This window comes from Nitratireductor rhodophyticola (assembly GCF_019891355.1).
Lineage (GTDB): Bacteria > Pseudomonadota > Alphaproteobacteria > Rhizobiales > Rhizobiaceae > Nitratireductor > Nitratireductor rhodophyticola.
This window is the reverse complement of record NZ_JAHSSF010000001.1, coordinates 26,921-41,930: the sequence shown is the minus strand read 5'-3', so window position 1 is coordinate 41,930 and position 15,010 is coordinate 26,921. Positions and strand designations below refer to the sequence as shown.

Here is a 15,010-nt window from a genome sequence, read left to right as displayed (position 1 = left end):
AGTCTATAATTCGGTATCGACCCACGCATTCCGTTTCCTCACCCCAATGACCGAAATGTGCAATCCTTTGCTGGAATTGTCCATTGCCGCATCGCCTGGGAGTTTACACTCTCGGTCCCCTCAGGGAGGAACCATTCAGCGTGCGGACACAGGTCGTCATCATCGGCTCCGGTCCGGCGGGCCTGCTGCTCGGGCAGCTTCTGGTCAATGCCGGCATCGACAACATCATCCTGGAACGAACGTCGAAAGCGCACGTTCTGTCTCGCATTCGCGCCGGGGTGCTGGAAGAAGGGACTGCCGCGATGCTGGACGAAGCAGGCGTCGGCGAACGCATGCATCGCGAAGGCCTGCCGCATGACGGGTTCGACCTCGCCTTCGACAATCGCCGCCACCGTGTCGACCTGCACGGCCTCACCGGCGGCAAGCGCGTGTTCGTCTACGGGCAGACCGAGGTGACACACGACCTGATGGACGGGCGCGAAGCCGCGAACGCTGTCTCCATCTACGAAGCCGGAAACGTCCAGCCTCACGACTTCGACGGCGACCATCCCTTCGTGACCTATGAGAAGGATGGAAAGACCCATCGCATCGATTGCGATTTCGTTGCCGGTTGCGATGGCTTCCATGGCGTTTCTCGCAAATCGGTACCGGAAGCCGCCATCGAAACGTTCGAGCGGGTCTATCCCTTTGGCTGGCTGGGCATCATTGCCGATGTGCCTCCGGTGGGCGAAGAACTGATCTACGCAAATCACCCACGCGGCTTTGCGCTCTGCTCCATGCGCTCCACAACGCGCAGCCGCTACTACGTTCAGGTGGGCGCGGAGGAGCGCGTGGAGGACTGGTCCGACGAGCGCTTTTGGGATGAGATCCGCAGCCGCCTGCCGGGTCGTACGGCGGAAGCGATGGTCACCGGTCCCTCGATCGAAAAATCCATCGCTCCGCTGCGCTCCTTCGTGGCCGAGCCGATGCGCTTCGGCCGGCTTTTTCTTGCCGGCGATGCCGCCCACATTGTGCCACCCACCGGCGCGAAGGGCTTGAATCTGGCTGCGAGCGACGTTCGCTATCTTTTTGATGCACTTCGGGAATTCTACATCGAGAAGTCTTCTGCCGGTCTCAACGACTACTCGAACAGGGCGCTTGCCCGGGTCTGGAAAGCGGAGCGCTTCTCCTGGTGGATGACGAGCACGCTGCATCGGTTCCCCGATCAGGGTACATTCGGCCAGAGAATCCAGCATGCGGAACTCGACTATCTCTTCCAGTCGCGTGCCGCACTCACCATGCTGGCTGAAAACTATGTGGGCCTGCCTTTCTGAGGCCCGAGGGAGACGATCATGTCCGACAAGGAGAAAAGCGAGCGCTACCGGCAGGGGATGGAAACCCGGCGCAGCGTTCTGGGCGATGCCTGGGTGGACGGGGCCGAAGCGCGCAAGACAGCCTTCGACGAACCGTTTCAGGACCTGATTACCGAAGCGGCCTGGGGCCATGTCTGGTCACGCAGCGAATGGACGGGGCGCGAGCGCTCCATGGTGACCATCGCGCTTTTGGCTGCCCTCGGTCAGGACGAGGAGCTTGCCTTGCACGTGCGCGCCACCGCCAACACGGGTGCCAGCGCCGAGGACCTGCGCGAGGCCATGCTGCACGTGGCCATCTACGCCGGTGTGCCGGCGGCCAATCACGCGATCAAGATCGTCAAGCAGACCCTGGCGGAGATGGAGGGGAGCAAGGCATGAAGAGCGAACAGCCTGGCGCCGGAGGCTATTTTCAGCGTGATCGCAGTTGGCATCCGCCTGCCCTGACCCCGCTTTACAAGACTTCCGTTGCACGCTCGCCGCAGCGCGCTCCAGTCTCGTTTCCGCACACGCTCTCAGAGGTGACGGGCCCCGTCTTCGGGCACAGCATTCTCGGCGCGCTGGACAATGATCTGACGGTAAACTTCGCCGCCCCCGGCAAAAGTGCCATCGGCCCGCGGATCATCGTCTACGGGCGGGTGCTTGACGAAAATGCCCGGCCCGTACCCGACGTGCTTGTCGAGTTCTGGCAGGCCAATGCCGGCGGCCGCTACCGGCACAAAAAGGACGGCTATCTGGCACCGCTCGATCCGAATTTCGGCGGCTGCGGCCGCACCATCACGGACGCGGAGGGAAACTACTCCTTCCGCACCATCATGCCCGGCGCCTATCCCTGGCCAAACGGCATCAACGACTGGCGGCCCGCACACATCCATTTTTCGGTCTTCGGTCACAGTTTCGTCCAGCGCCTGATCACACAGATGTATTTCGAGGGCGATCCCATGATCTGGCGCTGCCCGATCGTCTCCACCATACCAGACCGTCAAGCCGTGGAGGGTCTGATCGCCGCGCTTGACATGGAGGCCACGGTGCCGATGGACGCGCGCGCCTACAAATTCGATATCGTGCTGCGCGGCCGGCGTTCGACCCTGTTCGAAAACCGCATGGAGGGGAACTGATGGCTCAGGACCTCGGGCGCCTGAAGGAAAGCGCCTCACAGACCGCAGGCCCCTATGTGCATATCGGCCTGACGCCGAATTTCGGCGGCATCGAGGGTGTGTATCGTGACGATCTCGGCTCAAAGACCGTGAACGCGGAGACGAAGGGAGAGCGCATCACCGTGAAGATACGCATCTTCGACGGAACCGGATCGGTCCTGAGGGATGCACTGGTGGAAATCTGGCAGGCCGATGCCGATGGTCTCTACAATTCGCCTTCGGAAACACGGGGCAAAGCCGACCCGACTTTTCATGGATGGGGTCGCTTCCCCTCCGACATGGAAACCGGAGAGATCGCAATCGAGACGATCAAACCCGGCCGCGTCCCCTTCCCTGATGGGCGCCTGATGGCGCCGCATATCAGCCTCTGGATTGTCGCCCGTGGCATCAATCTGGGGCTGGCGACGCGCCTTTATTTCGGTGACGAGGAAGCGGCCAACGCCGAAGACCCGGTGCTGACGCGCCTCGAACATCAAAACAGGGTCGAGACCCTGATCGCCCGGAAGGACGGTGCGCATTATCTCTTCGACATCCATCTCCAAGGTGAACGGGAAACAGTGTTTTTCGACATATGATCGGTCTTAGTCGATCCTCCGAGCGTCAATCAGGCACAGGAAGCCCATGACCATTTCTGCCTTCGACCATCCCATCCTCTCCGGGCTTCTTGGCGACGAGGAACTGGCGCCGCTCTTTTCGGCGCGGGCGGAGATCAAGGCGATGTTGCGTTTTGAGGCAGAGCTCGCTCTTGCGGAAGCGGATGAGAATGTCATCCCGCGCGAGGCGGCAAGAGAAATCGCCACTTCACTCGATACCTTCAGCCCCGACATCACGGCTTTGAAAGCGGGCGTTACCCGAGACGGGGTCGTGATCCCCGCCCTCGTTTCGCAGATCCGGGTCACCCTATCGGAAGCAACGCGTCCGCACCTGCATTTCGGTGCGACAAGCCAGGATGTGATCGACACCGGCTTTGCCCTCCGTGCCCGTGAGGCGGTTGAAATTCTCGGTAAGAGACTGGGCGGGCTCATCCAGTCCCTCGAAGCTCTGGAAGAACGCGACGGTCAGATCGACGTCATGGCGCACACGCGCATGCAGGCTGCCATCCCCGTCCCGGCCGCCCGCAAGATCCGCTCGTGGCGCGGACCACTCATGCGCCATACGAAAAAGCTGGCTGCCGTTCGGGAGGAGGCTGCGGTGCTGCATTTCGGCGGCGCAGCGGGTACGCTCGACAGGCTTGGCGAGAAGGGTGAACCCGTTGCCGGGCGACTTGCGGCGAGACTTGGCCTAGCCCTGCCCGGTCACCCCCGCCACAGTGAGCGTGACGGGATCGTCGCCTTTGCCTCCGTCCTTTCGCTCATCACCGGCAGCCTCGGCAAGATGGGGCAGGACATCGCTCTGGCAGCACAGAGTGAAATCGGCGAGATCGAACTGGCGGCGGGCGGCGGATCTTCAGCCATGCCGCACAAGAAGAACCCGGTCGCCGCTGAAGCGCTGGTAACGCTCGCGCGCTTCAACGCGGCGCTTGTGGGAGGAATGCATCAGGCGCTGGTGCATGAAAACGAACGCTCGGGTGCGGCATGGGCGCTGGAATGGATGCTTCTGCCCCAGATGATCGTTGCTACGGGTGCCGCAACGCTCAGGGCAGCGGACCTGGTGGATGGGCTGGCGTTCAAGGCCAGGAACGCCTAGCGGAGCGCTCGCCCCTCACCCTCACCCTTACCCTTACCCTCTCCCCGCCAGCGGGGAGAGGGAGATCTTGACGTAGCGGGTCAATTTTCAGCGGGTGGTGCTCCCCAGAAACGCGGCGGCGCAACGCTGCCTTCTCCCCGCAGGCGGGGAGAAGGTCCCGGCAGGGGGATGAGGGGCGTTGCGCCATTCCTCCAGAATGCTGGAGGACATGGCAAAGGACGCCCCAAATCTGCCCACACTACATGGCGTTCATGGTCAGAAGTTCGTAGGCGGCAACCTGCTCGCCTTCCTGATTGTAGACGCCGACATCCCAGCGCACTTCGCCATATTCGTCCTTGCGGCGCGTCTTCTGCTTCACCGTAAGGCGCACTTTCAGCGTGTCGCCGGGCGAAACCGGCTTCATGAAGCGCAGGTTGTCGAGGCCGTAATTGGCAAGCACCGGGCCGGGTGCAGCCTCCACGAACATGCCTGCCGCAAAGGACAGGATGAGATAGCCATGGGCGACACGGCCGGGGAAGAACGGATTGGCGGCAGCCGCCTCCTCGTCCATATGCGCGTAGAATGTATCGCCGGTGAACTCGGCGAAATGCTCGATGTCCGCCAGCGTCACCTCGCGCGGGCCGGCCCAGAGCGTGCGGCCGGGCTCCAGTTCCCCAAAGGTCAGGCGGAAGGGATGCGGCTCTTTCTCCTCGGTCGAAGCGCCTGCCACATAGCGGTTGGTGATGCCGGCGATCAGATCGGGGCTTGCCTGGATCGCGGTGCGCTGCATGTAATGCATCACGCCACGGACACCGCCCAGCTCCTCGCCGCCGCCGGCGCGGCCGGGACCGCCATGCACCATGTGCGGTAGCGGCGAACCGTGGCCGGTCGCCTCCTTGCCGGTGTCGCGGTTGGCGAAATAGAGCCGGCCATGGAAAGCGCCCGCCTCCAGAACCGCCTGCCGGGCAACCGCCGGATCATGCGTGAAGACCGAGGCGACAAGCGAGCCCTCGCCGCGATTGGCAAGCTTCAGCGCATGGCCGAGATCGCGGTACGGCATGATGGTGGACACGGGGCCGAACGCCTCTACGGAATGCAGCTTTTGCGCACCATCGGGATCGTCGCAGGAGAACAGCATGGGCGGCACGAAAGCGCCCGCGCCGGCATCGGCATCGGTGACCGAAAAGGCATCCGGGTCGCCAAACACACGGCGTGCCTCGGTGGCGAGAATGCCGACCTTCTCAAAAACGTCGTCGCGCTGGGCGAGGCTTGCGAGCGCGCCCATCCGCACGCCCTCGCTGCGCGGATTGCCGACCACGGTCTTCTCAAGCCGGGCGATGAGCGCGTCGGTGACCGCGTCGCGGTGCGCGTCGGGCACGAAAATACGGCGCACGGCGGTGCATTTCTGGCCGGCCTTGGCCGTCATCTCGCGGTGCACTTCCTTGATGAAGGCATCGAATTCAGGCGTTCCGGGGGCTGCATCCGGCCCAAGCACCGAAGCGTTGAGCGAATCCTGCTCGGCCACGAAGCGCACGGAATTGCCGATGATCTTCGGGTTAGCGCGCAGCATGGATGCTGTGGAGGCAGAGCCCGTGAAGGACACCACGTCCTGACCGGTCAGGCGGTCAAGCAGGTCTCCGGTGGAGCCGGCGATGAACTGCACCGCGCCTTCCGGGAACAGGCCGGATTCCACGATCATGCGGAAACAGGCTTCGGCGAGCCACGCGGTGGCGGAGGCCGGCTTGACGATGGCCGGAACGCCAGCGATCAGCGTCGGCGCAAGCTTTTCAAGCATGCCCCAGACGGGGAAGTTGAAGGCGTTGATGTGGACGGCCACGCCCTGAAGCGGGGTCGCCACATGCTGGCCAACGAAGTTTCCGGAGCGGGAAAGCTGCTCCAGCGCGCCATCCACATAGACGTGATCGTCCGGCAGCTCGCGCCTTGCCTTGGACGAATAGACGAACAGCGTGCCGATGCCGCCATCGATGTCGATCATCGAGTCAGACTTGGTCGCGCCGGTCTCGTAGGAAAGCTCGTAGAGCGCTTCGCGGCGGTCGTTCAGATACTGCGCCAGCGCCTTGATGGCGAAGGCGCGGTCGTGGAACGTCATCGCGCGCAGCGCCGGCCCGCCCACCTGGCGGGCATGATCGGCCATGCCGGCGAAATCCAGCTTCTGCGAACCGAGTTCGGCAACGACATCGCCGGTGACCGCACTCCGCAGGGGTTTGAGGTCGCCCGAGGGCGCAACCCACGCCCCTGCCGCATAGCTTTCAAGCCGCATCACGCTCATGGAAAACTCCTTTATTGATCAGCGCACCCGCGCCGGCAGCCGGGAGAAGCCGCGAAAGCGCACACGTCCGGTGCGTTCCGGCTCGCCCGTCATCCGGTAGTCGGGGAAACGTTTGAGAAAATGCGAAATGCCGATGCGTCCTTCCATGCGGGCAAGCGAGAAGCCCGCGCACAGATGAGGACCACCGGCAAAGGCCAGATGTTTGTTGGGCCTGCGCCCCACATCGAGCCGGTCCGGATCGGCGAACTGGCGTGGATCGCGGTTGGCCGCGCCGATGCACAAATGTATCGGCGTGCCCGGCTCCACGGTTTCGCCATGGAACTCCACCGGCTCCACCGCCATGCGGTTGCCGAGCTGGTTGGGGCTCTGGAAACGTAAGAATTCATCGACGGCCGTTGCGATGAGGTCCGGGTCGGCTTCAAGCCGCGCCTTCTCTTCAGGCCAGTGCAACAGCTCATAAAGGGCGTTGCCGATCAGGTTCGTGGTGGTCTCGTGACCGGCATTGAGGATGAAGATGCAGTTCTGCAGAAGCTCCACCTCGGAGAGCTCTTCGCCCTCATTGCCATTGATGAGACGGGTCAGAACGTCGGTCGCCGGATCGCCGGGATTGCGCCGGCGATCATCGGCAATCTCTTTGAGGAACGCCTTGAAATCGGTGACGGAGGTGTTGCCCCATGTGAGCTGCTCGTCGGTGAGAACCGGTTCCAGCGCACCGAGAATGGCGAGTGACCAGTCGCGTAGCGGCTCACGCTCCTCATGGGGTATGTCGAACAGGTTGCCGATCACCTCGATGGGGATCGCGGCAGCGAAATCCTCGATGAGATCGACTTCGCCCTTCTCTTCCATACGGTCGAGCAGGCCGTCGACCAGCGTGATCAGGCCCGGCTCGAGCGCCGCCAGCGCGCGCGGTGTGAGCGCGCCCATCATGATCTTGCGCACCCGCGTGTGAAGCGGCGGATCGTTGAAAACGAGGCTCGTCGTGTGATGTTCGTAAAGCGGCGTGTCGCCGAACTTTGGCCGGAACTCGGCCTTCTTGTCGGAGGAAAAGGTTTTCGTGTCGCGATAGACGCGATCGAGATCCTCATAGCGCGACAGCATGACCGAGCCATCGGCGAAACGCTTCAGGGGCGCGTGCTCCAGAAGTGCGTGATAGACCGGAAACGGATTGTCCACGAAGCCCGCGGGCAGCGCTATCAATTCAAAGTCCTCCGCCAGTTTCTCGCCATTCGTTGCAGCGTTGTCTGCCGTTTTTGTCATGCTTTCCTCCCGGAAGCGGCCCCACCGCCTCCTCTCAACAGTATTATTGACCGACCGGTCGGTTTATGCAAGTCTGCCTTCACCGACGCCGTTGGGAGGAGCCTAGATGTCACAAATGCAACTGTCTCCACAGGAGATCGCAGAGCGCAGCGCGCAGGCAATGTGGGCGCGCGACGACGCTTCCAAATGGCTGGGATGCAGCCTCGATGCGGTCGCACCCGGCAGCGCCACCCTGTCGATGACGGTGGAGACGCACCACACGAACGGGCACGACATCTGCCACGGCGGCTACATCTTCACTCTGGCGGATTCCGCCTTCGCCTTTGCCTGCAACTCCTACAACCAGATCGTTGTCGCGCAGCACAATTCCATAACCTTCATTGCGCCCGGCGCGCTCGGCGACCGGCTTACGGCGGTTGCGCGCGAGGTGGCGCGGTTCGGGCGCTCGGGCATCTATGATGTTCGCGTGGAGAACCAGGACGGCAAAGTTATCGCGGAGTTTCGCGGCAGTTCCCGCGTCGTCAGCGGCAAGCATTTTGAGGAAGACGCCTGAGAGCATCCTCATCTTCGGGAGAGAACGATGAAAGACCTGACCCCCAAAAAAGAAGACCTGGACCCGATCGAAATCGCCTCGCGCGATGAAATCCAGGCCCTGCAGCTCGTGCGCCTCAAATGGTCGCTCAGGCACGCCTATGAAAACGTGCCGCATTACAAGAAGAGCTTCGACGCCGCCGGCGTTCATCCCGACGATCTGAAGCAGCTTTCCGACCTGTCGAAATTCCCCTTCACGGTGAAGACGGACCTGCGCGACAATTATCCGTTCGGCATGTTCGCCGTGCCGCGCGAGAAGGTGGCGCGCATTCACGCCTCGTCCGGCACGACCGGCAAGCCGACCGTTGTCGGCTACACCGCAAAGGACATCGACACCTGGGCCGAGGTGATGGCGCGCTCGATCCGCGCATCGGGCACACGGCCGGGTGATGTGGTGCATGTCGCCTATGGCTATGGGCTCTTCACCGGCGGGCTCGGCGCGCATTACGGGGCTGAACGGCTGGGCGCAACGGTTGTGCCGGCCTCCGGCGGCATGACGGCACGCCAGGTCACGCTGATCGAGGATTTTCAGGCACAGACCATCATGGTCACCCCCTCCTACATGCTGTCGATCCTCGATGAATACCGCGCGCAGGGGCTCGACCCGCGCAGGAGCCCGCTTCAAGTGGGTATTTTCGGCGCAGAGCCATGGACCAACGCCATGCGTGCCGAGATCGAAGACGCATTCGACATGCACGCGGTCGACATTTACGGCCTGTCGGAAGTGATGGGACCGGGCGTTGCCAACGAATGCGTGGAGACCAAGGACGGGCTGCACATCTGGGAGGATCATTTTTATCCGGAAATCATCGACCCGGAGACCGGCGAAGTGCTGCCGGATGGCGAAATGGGCGAACTGGTGTTCACCTCGCTCACCAAGGAAGCCTTCCCCATCGTGCGCTACCGCACCCGCGACCTGACACGGCTTCTGCCAGGCACGGCGCGTTCGATGCGCCGTATGGAAAAGATCACCGGCCGCTCGGACGACATGATGATCCTGCGCGGCGTCAACGTCTTCCCCACACAGATCGAGGAGCAGATCCTTACCGTTGACGGGCTCGCACCGCATTTCCAGATCGAGCTGACGCAGGAAGGCCGCATGGATGCGATGACAATCCATGTGGAGATGGAATCGCTCGAAGCCGGCGAGGAAGTGCGGCTTGCCGCCTGCCGTCAGCTCGGCGAACGCATCAAGGATGTGGTCGGCGTGACGGTGCGCGTCCACGCGGCCGACCCCGGCAGCGTGGCCCGCAGCCAGGGCAAGGCCGTGCGCATCGTCGACAAGCGGGTGAAACAGTGACATTGCCGCACATTCACAAGCATCCACTCTGTGAGAGCTGCTAATGGCCCGCACCCGCGCCAAGGACTATGACGACAAGCGCGACGCCATGCTGCATGGCGCAGCGCGCATCTTCGCGCGCGACGGCTATGACCGCGCCTCGATGAACCAGCTTGCAACGGAACTGGGCGTCTCGAAGGCCCTTCTCTATCACTATTACACCTCCAAGGAGGCCCTGCTTTTCGACATCATCGAAACGCATCTTCAGGAACTTGTGGAAGCGGTGGAGGAGGCCGACCGGCCAGGGGCCCCGCCGCAGGAACGCCTCGAAGGGCTGGTGACGGCCCTCCTCGAGGCCTACCGCGACGCCGACAACGAACACCGCGTCCAGCTTTCCGGTCTCCAGCTCCTGCCGGATACGCAGCAGGAAGAGCTGAAGGCGCTGGAACGCCGGCTGGTGGCGATCTTTGCCGAGGCCATACGGCAGATGAACCCCGACGCCTTCGATAGTCGGCCCCTTCTGAAACCGGCAACGATGAGCCTGTTCGGCATGCTCAACTGGTTCTACATGTGGTTTCGTGAGGATCGCGGTATTTCCCGGCAGGACTATGCGAAACTCGCCACCCACCTGCTTGTCAGCGGTGTAAAGGAGCTTCCCTGACAATCTTGCCCGTCCGGCGATCCCGTGGCATTTGGAAAAGATGGATGTGCCGACAGAACCTGCCGAAACCGCCCTTGCCGGCCTGATCGATCGCCTGCACCGGCGTGGACGCGTTCGGGTCTGGTCGCTGGTGATCACCCTTTTTGGCGACGCAATCGTGCCGCATGGCGGTGAAGCGCCGCTTGCCGGTCTTCAGGAAGTGATGGCGCGGCTCGGCATCGAGGCCGGCGCCCTTCGCACGGCCATGTCCCGGCTTGCCAGCGATGGATGGGTGGTGCGCGAACGGCGCGGCCGCAACTCGTTCTTCTCGCTCGACCGGCACGGCCAGCACGCCTTCGACCTTGCGACGCGCCGCATCTATGCAGCCGGTGCGCCCGATTGGGATGGCTCATGGACTGTCGCCATCGCAGCACCCGGCAGCAACGGCGTGCACGACGAGGCACTGAAGGAACACGGCTTTCTGAAGATCGCCGATGGTGTCTATCTCCTGCCGCGCACCCCCGGACCAGATGACGGCCCGACTTCCGGCGCCCCGCCACTGAGCGACATGCTGGTCATCCACGGTTCCAGCGCCGAGCATCCCGAAATGCTGCGGAGCCTGTGGCCCTCTGACGAGATTGCCGAAGCCTATCGCGAACTCATTGCCGAATATTCGGCCCTTGCCGGCAGCCTTGCTGTGTCCCCGCTTCCCGCCCCGGTGGACGCCATGGCCGCACGCACCCTGCTCATACACGACTGGCGGCGGATCGTCCTGCGCGATCCCGGCCTGCCAATGGCCCTCCTGCCGAAGGACTGGCCCGGCGAAGAAGCACGAACGCTGGTACGCGAAGTCTATCGACGCCTGATGGAGCCGAGCGAAAACTGGCTCGATCAAGCAGGCCTGCCACCACTTGTGAACGCGGACAGTTTCCGGCACCGTTTCGGCCGGTGAAGCATTTCCCTGAAACGAGGAGCGGCTCCAGGCCTCACCTCTCGGGCGAAAGCGCCAGGATGACCAGACCAAGAATGGTAAGGACCGCGCCTGCCATGACCGAAAGGCTCGCCCATCCATGGCCGAGCAGCCCTTCAAACATGATGATCAGTGTCGGCGTCAGATAGTTGTAGGCCAGCACTTTGGAGGCCGGCAATCGCAGGGCGGCAAACTGCAGCAGGAAAAATGTGCCGGCCGTGGTGAAGATTGCAAGATAGAAGATCGCGATCCAGGTGATGGAGGGCAAGGCAGTCCAGTCCGTCGCAGCGATTTCGCCGATGCCGTAAAGAGCGATCAGAACGCCGGTCGCCAGAAGCGTCCAGAAGGTGAAGGCGATCACCGGTTCGCCGCGATTGTAAAGCCGGACGAGCGACGCATAGGCTGCGTGCCCGACGACACCCGCGAAGAAGATGAGCTCGCCCTCGCCAATGTCGAAGCGGCGCATCGCCTCGAAATCCCCGTCGAAAATGACCCACACGGAGCCGAGCCCGGCCAGAACGAGGCTTGGAATAACCAGCCCGCGCGGCACCTGCCGCAGAAAAACAAAACCGAAAAACGCGCTGAGCAGCGGCATCAGCGTGAACACGGCCCCGGTGGAAACGGGGCTTGTCATGCCGAGCGCCATGAACATGGTGACGAAATAGAACGCCATCAGCCCACCCAGGACCAGAAAGCGCCACGGGGCTTTTGGAAAGGGGAGAGGCTGACGCAGCACGAAACGCACCACCAGCCCCATGAAAAGGATGCCGATCAGAAAGCGCGCCGCATTGAGCGCGACCGGGCCAATATGTGGCGCGGCAAGCGACCCCAGCGAGAAGGAACCAGCCACGAGCGTGGCAAAGCCAAGCATGGCCAGATGCCCCAGCCGCTTCTCCACGCCTGTTGCACTAGCGCGATGCGCCTCACGCCGCGCCGCTTTTAACTCTGCGGTGTCCGTCAAGCCGGCCTCCCCATTGTGCCTGGTTCTTTAAAGAAAAAGCCCGCAAACCGAAACCGGTTTCCGGGCTCTTCTCAAGAATGACGGACGCTGAATCAGCCACTGGCCATAATCAGCAGAAACCCGCCGGCAAGTGCCACATTGGAGACGACGCCATTGATCCGCGCCACACGGTCCGCCCCCTCATGATCCCAGAAATTGTGAAAGATCAGGGTTGCGGTGACGAGGAAGACAATCAATGCAGCCGCCGCATAGACGGGGAAAACGCCCGCCGCCAGCAACGCACCTGCGCCGCACTGAAGCGCAATCCCGGCGAAAAGCACCACCTTTGCCAGAGGCACCCCGCGGGCTGCGAGAGCGCCGGTTAAAAAGGGAACGTTGGCGAGATTGCGCAATCCTGCGAAGACGAATGCCCCACCAAGGAGCAGGCTACCCAGAAAAGGCAGAGGCATGAAATCGGAAAGGAACATGGCTTTCTCTTTCAAAAGCCCCACCCACGGCGGGTGGGGCTGTTGCGCCTGGCGTGATCAGGCGGCGGCGATTTCCTGATCGCTGACGACTGGATGAACGGAGCGGAACGGGATCGCAATCCGGTTCCACACATTGATCAGCCCAACGAGCACGGAGAGCTGCACCAGCTCCTCCTCGCTAAAATGCTCAAGCATCTCCGCGTAAAGCGCATCTTCGACCGGACCGTCGGAAATATTCGTCAGGCGCTCGGTCCAGGCCAAAGCGGCACGTTCGCGCTCGGTGTAAAGCGGCGATTCCCGCCATGCCGAGACGAGATGCACGCGTTGCTCGCTCTCGCCGTCCCGCCGCGCCTCGCGCGTGTGCATGTCGACGCAATAGCTGCAGCCGTTTATCTGCGAGGCGCGCAGGTTCACCAGATGGATCAGCCGATGGTCGAGACCCGATCTGTCCACCGCCTTCTTCAGGTTCAGCACAGCGCCGATCAGTTCCGGGGCGATCTTCATGTAATTCAGACGTTCCTGCATGATCATATCCTTTCTCTGCGGGAAATCGGTTTTCGGCCTAGGGTCAGGACCCTAGGGGCGCTGATGGCGCTCCACAAAGGCACAGCCGAATGCGAGCGCGCGGGGATCAGCGCCTGCCTGATAATCGGCGATCACATCTGAGAGCCGCGTCTTGCGGAGCTCGGCGCGATAGGCCTGCTCGGCCCGCAGCATCGCAGCGTTGATGCCGCATGGCCGCGTGTAAGCCCGGGGCTCCAGCGCCCCCGGCCCGCGCTGGCGGATTTCCGCACAGCGAAAAGCCGGCTTCGGCCCTTCGATGGCCAGCACCACGTCGAGCAGGGTGATCGCATCGGCTGACAGCGCCAGCCGATAGCCGCCATGCGGGCCGGACACGGATTCCAGAATCCCTGCCGCCGCCAGCGTCTTCAGATGTTTCAGGAGATAGCTCGGCGAAAGCCCGTGATATTCGGCAAGTGCGCTGGCGGGCATGGTTCGCCCCTCCTCCAGCTGCGCCAGAAGCGTGGCACAGTGGATTGCCGCTTCAACACCTTCGCTCAGTTTCATCTCGTTCTCCTTATTATGGATAATATATATCCAGGATATTTTAGATCCACAATAGGGATACGACAGTCTTCTGACTCTTCCTGACAATGGAGCGAAGGGAGACCTAACCGAGCTTGCGCAAAAGATCGGCGAGTAACCGCAACTCCCCGTCATCGAGCCGACCTCCGATGGTCTCCGCAAGCGCCTCCCCATAAACGCGCCACATGCGTGCGCGCATTGCCTTGCCTTCAGCGGTGATGGACAGAACCTGCCCCCGCCGGTCTTCCGGGCATGCACAGCGCTCCACAAGACCGGCCCTGGCCAGGCGCTCCACCAGCCGGGAGAGGTTGTACTGCTCAAAGAGCATTGCCTGCTCCAGCTCGAACGGACGGAGACCCGCCTCACCTGCCTTTTCTAGTTCCCAAAGCGCATCGTACCAGGCCATCGGCGGCAGGCTCTCCGCCTTCAGCCGTGCCTCGAAGGTCGCGAAAGCCAGTCGATAGGCGCGCGCCAGCGCAACCCAGGCGGAAACGGCGGCGTCATCAGGTGTGGAGGTCATGCTTCACCAAAACGTTATTAGATGCAATTGCATCAAGTTTGACAATTCCAAACCGGCAATATAAATGCAATTGCATCAACATCAACCATGAACGAGCGATCCCATGTCTCAAATGCCCACATTGATCTCCTTCGACCTCTGCCCCTATGTGCAGCGCGCGGCCATCGTCCTTGCCGAAAAGGACGTGGCATTCGAGCGCGTCGACATCGATCTTGAAAACAAGCCCGACTGGTTTCTGAAGATTTCGCCGCGCGGCAAGGTGCCCGTCCTGCGGGTCGGTGATGACGTGCTGTTCGAAAGCGCAGCGATCGTCGAGTATCTGGACGAGACCGAAACACCTCGCCTCCATCCCGAAAATCCCGTCACCCGTGCCCGGCATCGCGCCTGGATGGAGTTCGGTTCGGCTGCCCTCTCTGACATCTGGACGCTCGAGACGACCAAGGACGAGGCCGCCTTCGACGCCGCCATCATCGCGTTGAAAGAGAAATTCGCACGCATCGAAAACGAACTCGGCGAAGGGCCTTTCTTCGCCGGCAACCGCTTCACCATTGTCGACGCGGTGTTTGCGCCGGCCTTCCGCTATTTCGATGTCTTCGACGAGATTGCCGATCTTGGTGTCTTCGATGGTCTCACCAGGACACAAAAGTGGCGCAAAACGCTCGCCGAGCGCGCCTCGGTGCGCGAAGCCGTGGTGCATGACTATCCCGAACGGCTGAAGCGCTTTCTGGAGAAGAAAGATGGCGTGATCCTGCGTCGGCACGCAGTCACCGCCTGAGCA

The 15,010-nt window shown here is 62.3% G+C and carries 17 protein-coding genes; 10 read left to right on the top strand and 7 right to left on the bottom strand.

What is annotated here, in order from left to right; all coding sequences use genetic code 11:
- The first annotated feature begins 140 nt into the window (after positions 1–140).
- Genes pobA through KUG85_RS00150 form a run of 5 tightly spaced genes read left to right on the top strand, consistent with a single transcriptional unit; the run spans position 141 to position 4,192 of the window.
- Positions 141–1,313, top strand: coding sequence for a 4-hydroxybenzoate 3-monooxygenase (gene pobA / locus KUG85_RS00170; RefSeq protein WP_223003749.1), 1,173 nt, complete (start codon positions 141–143; stop codon positions 1,311–1,313).
- A gap of 18 nt (positions 1,314–1,331) precedes the next feature.
- The gene (pcaC, locus tag KUG85_RS00165; protein WP_223003748.1) at positions 1,332–1,730 is read left to right on the top strand and encodes a 4-carboxymuconolactone decarboxylase; all 399 of its coding nucleotides are present in this window, start codon (positions 1,332–1,334) and stop codon (positions 1,728–1,730) included.
- A complete protein-coding gene (gene pcaH, locus KUG85_RS00160) occupies positions 1,727–2,467 on the top strand; it encodes a protocatechuate 3,4-dioxygenase subunit beta (protein ID WP_065814907.1) in 741 nt (246 codons plus the stop codon). Before pcaC ends, pcaH begins: the two co-directional genes overlap by 4 nt.
- Positions 2,467–3,081 (top strand): protocatechuate 3,4-dioxygenase subunit alpha, encoded by a 615-nt coding sequence (pcaG, locus tag KUG85_RS00155; RefSeq protein ID WP_223003747.1) that lies wholly within the window; start codon positions 2,467–2,469, stop codon positions 3,079–3,081. The genes pcaH and pcaG overlap by 1 nt, the downstream gene beginning before the upstream one ends.
- A 46-nt stretch (positions 3,082–3,127) precedes the next feature.
- Positions 3,128–4,192, top strand: coding sequence for a 3-carboxy-cis,cis-muconate cycloisomerase (locus KUG85_RS00150; RefSeq protein ID WP_223003746.1), 1,065 nt, complete (start codon positions 3,128–3,130; stop codon positions 4,190–4,192).
- 238 nt (positions 4,193–4,430) lie between these two features.
- Here the strand turns inward: KUG85_RS00150 and paaZ are convergent, their stop codons facing one another.
- Both paaZ and KUG85_RS00140 read right to left on the bottom strand, forming a co-directional pair.
- Entirely contained in the window at positions 4,431–6,461 is a 2,031-nt protein-coding gene (gene paaZ / locus KUG85_RS00145) for a phenylacetic acid degradation bifunctional protein PaaZ (RefSeq protein ID WP_223003745.1), read from the bottom strand.
- 18 nt (positions 6,462–6,479) lie between these two features.
- Positions 6,480–7,718 (bottom strand): cytochrome P450, encoded by a 1,239-nt coding sequence (locus tag KUG85_RS00140; RefSeq protein ID WP_223003744.1) that lies wholly within the window; start codon positions 7,716–7,718, stop codon positions 6,480–6,482.
- A 115-nt stretch (positions 7,719–7,833) separates the two neighbouring features.
- Here KUG85_RS00140 and paaI point away from each other — a divergent pair, with 115 nt between their 5' ends.
- From paaI to KUG85_RS00120, 4 genes are read left to right on the top strand one after another with little or no spacing between them, the layout of a single operon-like run.
- On the top strand, positions 7,834–8,271 hold the full coding sequence (paaI, locus tag KUG85_RS00135; RefSeq protein ID WP_223003743.1) for a hydroxyphenylacetyl-CoA thioesterase PaaI: 438 nt from the start codon (positions 7,834–7,836) through the stop codon (positions 8,269–8,271).
- Between the two features lie 27 nt (positions 8,272–8,298).
- Positions 8,299–9,609 (top strand): phenylacetate--CoA ligase PaaK, encoded by a 1,311-nt coding sequence (paaK, locus tag KUG85_RS00130; RefSeq protein ID WP_065814901.1) that lies wholly within the window; start codon positions 8,299–8,301, stop codon positions 9,607–9,609.
- 43 nt (positions 9,610–9,652) lie between these two features.
- Entirely contained in the window at positions 9,653–10,249 is a 597-nt protein-coding gene (locus KUG85_RS00125) for a TetR/AcrR family transcriptional regulator (RefSeq protein WP_065814900.1), read from the top strand.
- Positions 10,250–10,289: 40 nt separating this feature from the next.
- Positions 10,290–11,180 (top strand): PaaX family transcriptional regulator, encoded by an 891-nt coding sequence (locus tag KUG85_RS00120; protein ID WP_223003742.1) that lies wholly within the window; start codon positions 10,290–10,292, stop codon positions 11,178–11,180.
- A gap of 34 nt (positions 11,181–11,214) precedes the next feature.
- Here the strand turns inward: KUG85_RS00120 and KUG85_RS00115 are convergent, their stop codons facing one another.
- From KUG85_RS00115 to KUG85_RS00095, 5 genes are all read right to left on the bottom strand, one after another.
- Positions 11,215–12,159, bottom strand: coding sequence for a DMT family transporter (locus tag KUG85_RS00115; RefSeq protein WP_255606206.1), 945 nt, complete (start codon positions 12,157–12,159; stop codon positions 11,215–11,217).
- Positions 12,160–12,251: 92 nt separating this feature from the next.
- Positions 12,252–12,626, bottom strand: a complete 375-nt coding sequence (locus KUG85_RS00110; protein ID WP_223003741.1) for a DoxX family protein — start codon at positions 12,624–12,626, stop codon at positions 12,252–12,254.
- Between the two features lie 57 nt (positions 12,627–12,683).
- Positions 12,684–13,151, bottom strand: coding sequence for a carboxymuconolactone decarboxylase family protein (locus KUG85_RS00105; protein ID WP_065815343.1), 468 nt, complete (start codon positions 13,149–13,151; stop codon positions 12,684–12,686).
- 51 nt (positions 13,152–13,202) lie between these two features.
- Positions 13,203–13,694, bottom strand: coding sequence for an RrF2 family transcriptional regulator (locus KUG85_RS00100; protein ID WP_223003740.1), 492 nt, complete (start codon positions 13,692–13,694; stop codon positions 13,203–13,205).
- A gap of 103 nt (positions 13,695–13,797) precedes the next feature.
- Complete coding sequence (locus tag KUG85_RS00095) at positions 13,798–14,232, bottom strand: MarR family winged helix-turn-helix transcriptional regulator (RefSeq protein WP_223003739.1); 435 nt, start codon at positions 14,230–14,232, stop codon at positions 13,798–13,800.
- 103 nt (positions 14,233–14,335) lie between these two features.
- Between KUG85_RS00095 and KUG85_RS00090 the strand changes: the two genes are divergently transcribed.
- A complete protein-coding gene (locus KUG85_RS00090) occupies positions 14,336–15,007 on the top strand; it encodes a glutathione S-transferase family protein (RefSeq protein WP_223003738.1) in 672 nt (223 codons plus the stop codon).
- Positions 15,008–15,010 lie beyond the last annotated feature (3 nt).

Coding starts and splice junctions, on each gene's coding strand:
- KUG85_RS00150 (WP_223003746.1), top strand. CDS start 3,128: ATGACCATTTCTGCCTTCGACCATCCCATCCTCTCCGGGCTTCTTGGC.
- KUG85_RS00125 (WP_065814900.1), top strand. CDS start 9,653: ATGGCCCGCACCCGCGCCAAGGACTATGACGACAAGCGCGACGCCATG.
- paaK (WP_065814901.1), top strand. CDS start 8,299: ATGAAAGACCTGACCCCCAAAAAAGAAGACCTGGACCCGATCGAAATC.
- KUG85_RS00110 (WP_223003741.1), bottom strand. CDS start 12,626: ATGTTCCTTTCCGATTTCATGCCTCTGCCTTTTCTGGGTAGCCTGCTC.
- paaZ (WP_223003745.1), bottom strand. CDS start 6,461: ATGAGCGTGATGCGGCTTGAAAGCTATGCGGCAGGGGCGTGGGTTGCG.
- pcaH (WP_065814907.1), top strand. CDS start 1,727: ATGAAGAGCGAACAGCCTGGCGCCGGAGGCTATTTTCAGCGTGATCGC.
- paaI (WP_223003743.1), top strand. CDS start 7,834: ATGCAACTGTCTCCACAGGAGATCGCAGAGCGCAGCGCGCAGGCAATG.
- KUG85_RS00095 (WP_223003739.1), bottom strand. CDS start 14,232: ATGACCTCCACACCTGATGACGCCGCCGTTTCCGCCTGGGTTGCGCTG.
- KUG85_RS00105 (WP_065815343.1), bottom strand. CDS start 13,151: ATGCAGGAACGTCTGAATTACATGAAGATCGCCCCGGAACTGATCGGC.
- KUG85_RS00140 (WP_223003744.1), bottom strand. CDS start 7,718: ATGACAAAAACGGCAGACAACGCTGCAACGAATGGCGAGAAACTGGCG.
- pcaC (WP_223003748.1), top strand. CDS start 1,332: ATGTCCGACAAGGAGAAAAGCGAGCGCTACCGGCAGGGGATGGAAACC.
- pcaG (WP_223003747.1), top strand. CDS start 2,467: ATGGCTCAGGACCTCGGGCGCCTGAAGGAAAGCGCCTCACAGACCGCA.
- KUG85_RS00090 (WP_223003738.1), top strand. CDS start 14,336: ATGTCTCAAATGCCCACATTGATCTCCTTCGACCTCTGCCCCTATGTG.
- KUG85_RS00120 (WP_223003742.1), top strand. CDS start 10,290: ATGGATGTGCCGACAGAACCTGCCGAAACCGCCCTTGCCGGCCTGATC.
- KUG85_RS00100 (WP_223003740.1), bottom strand. CDS start 13,694: ATGAAACTGAGCGAAGGTGTTGAAGCGGCAATCCACTGTGCCACGCTT.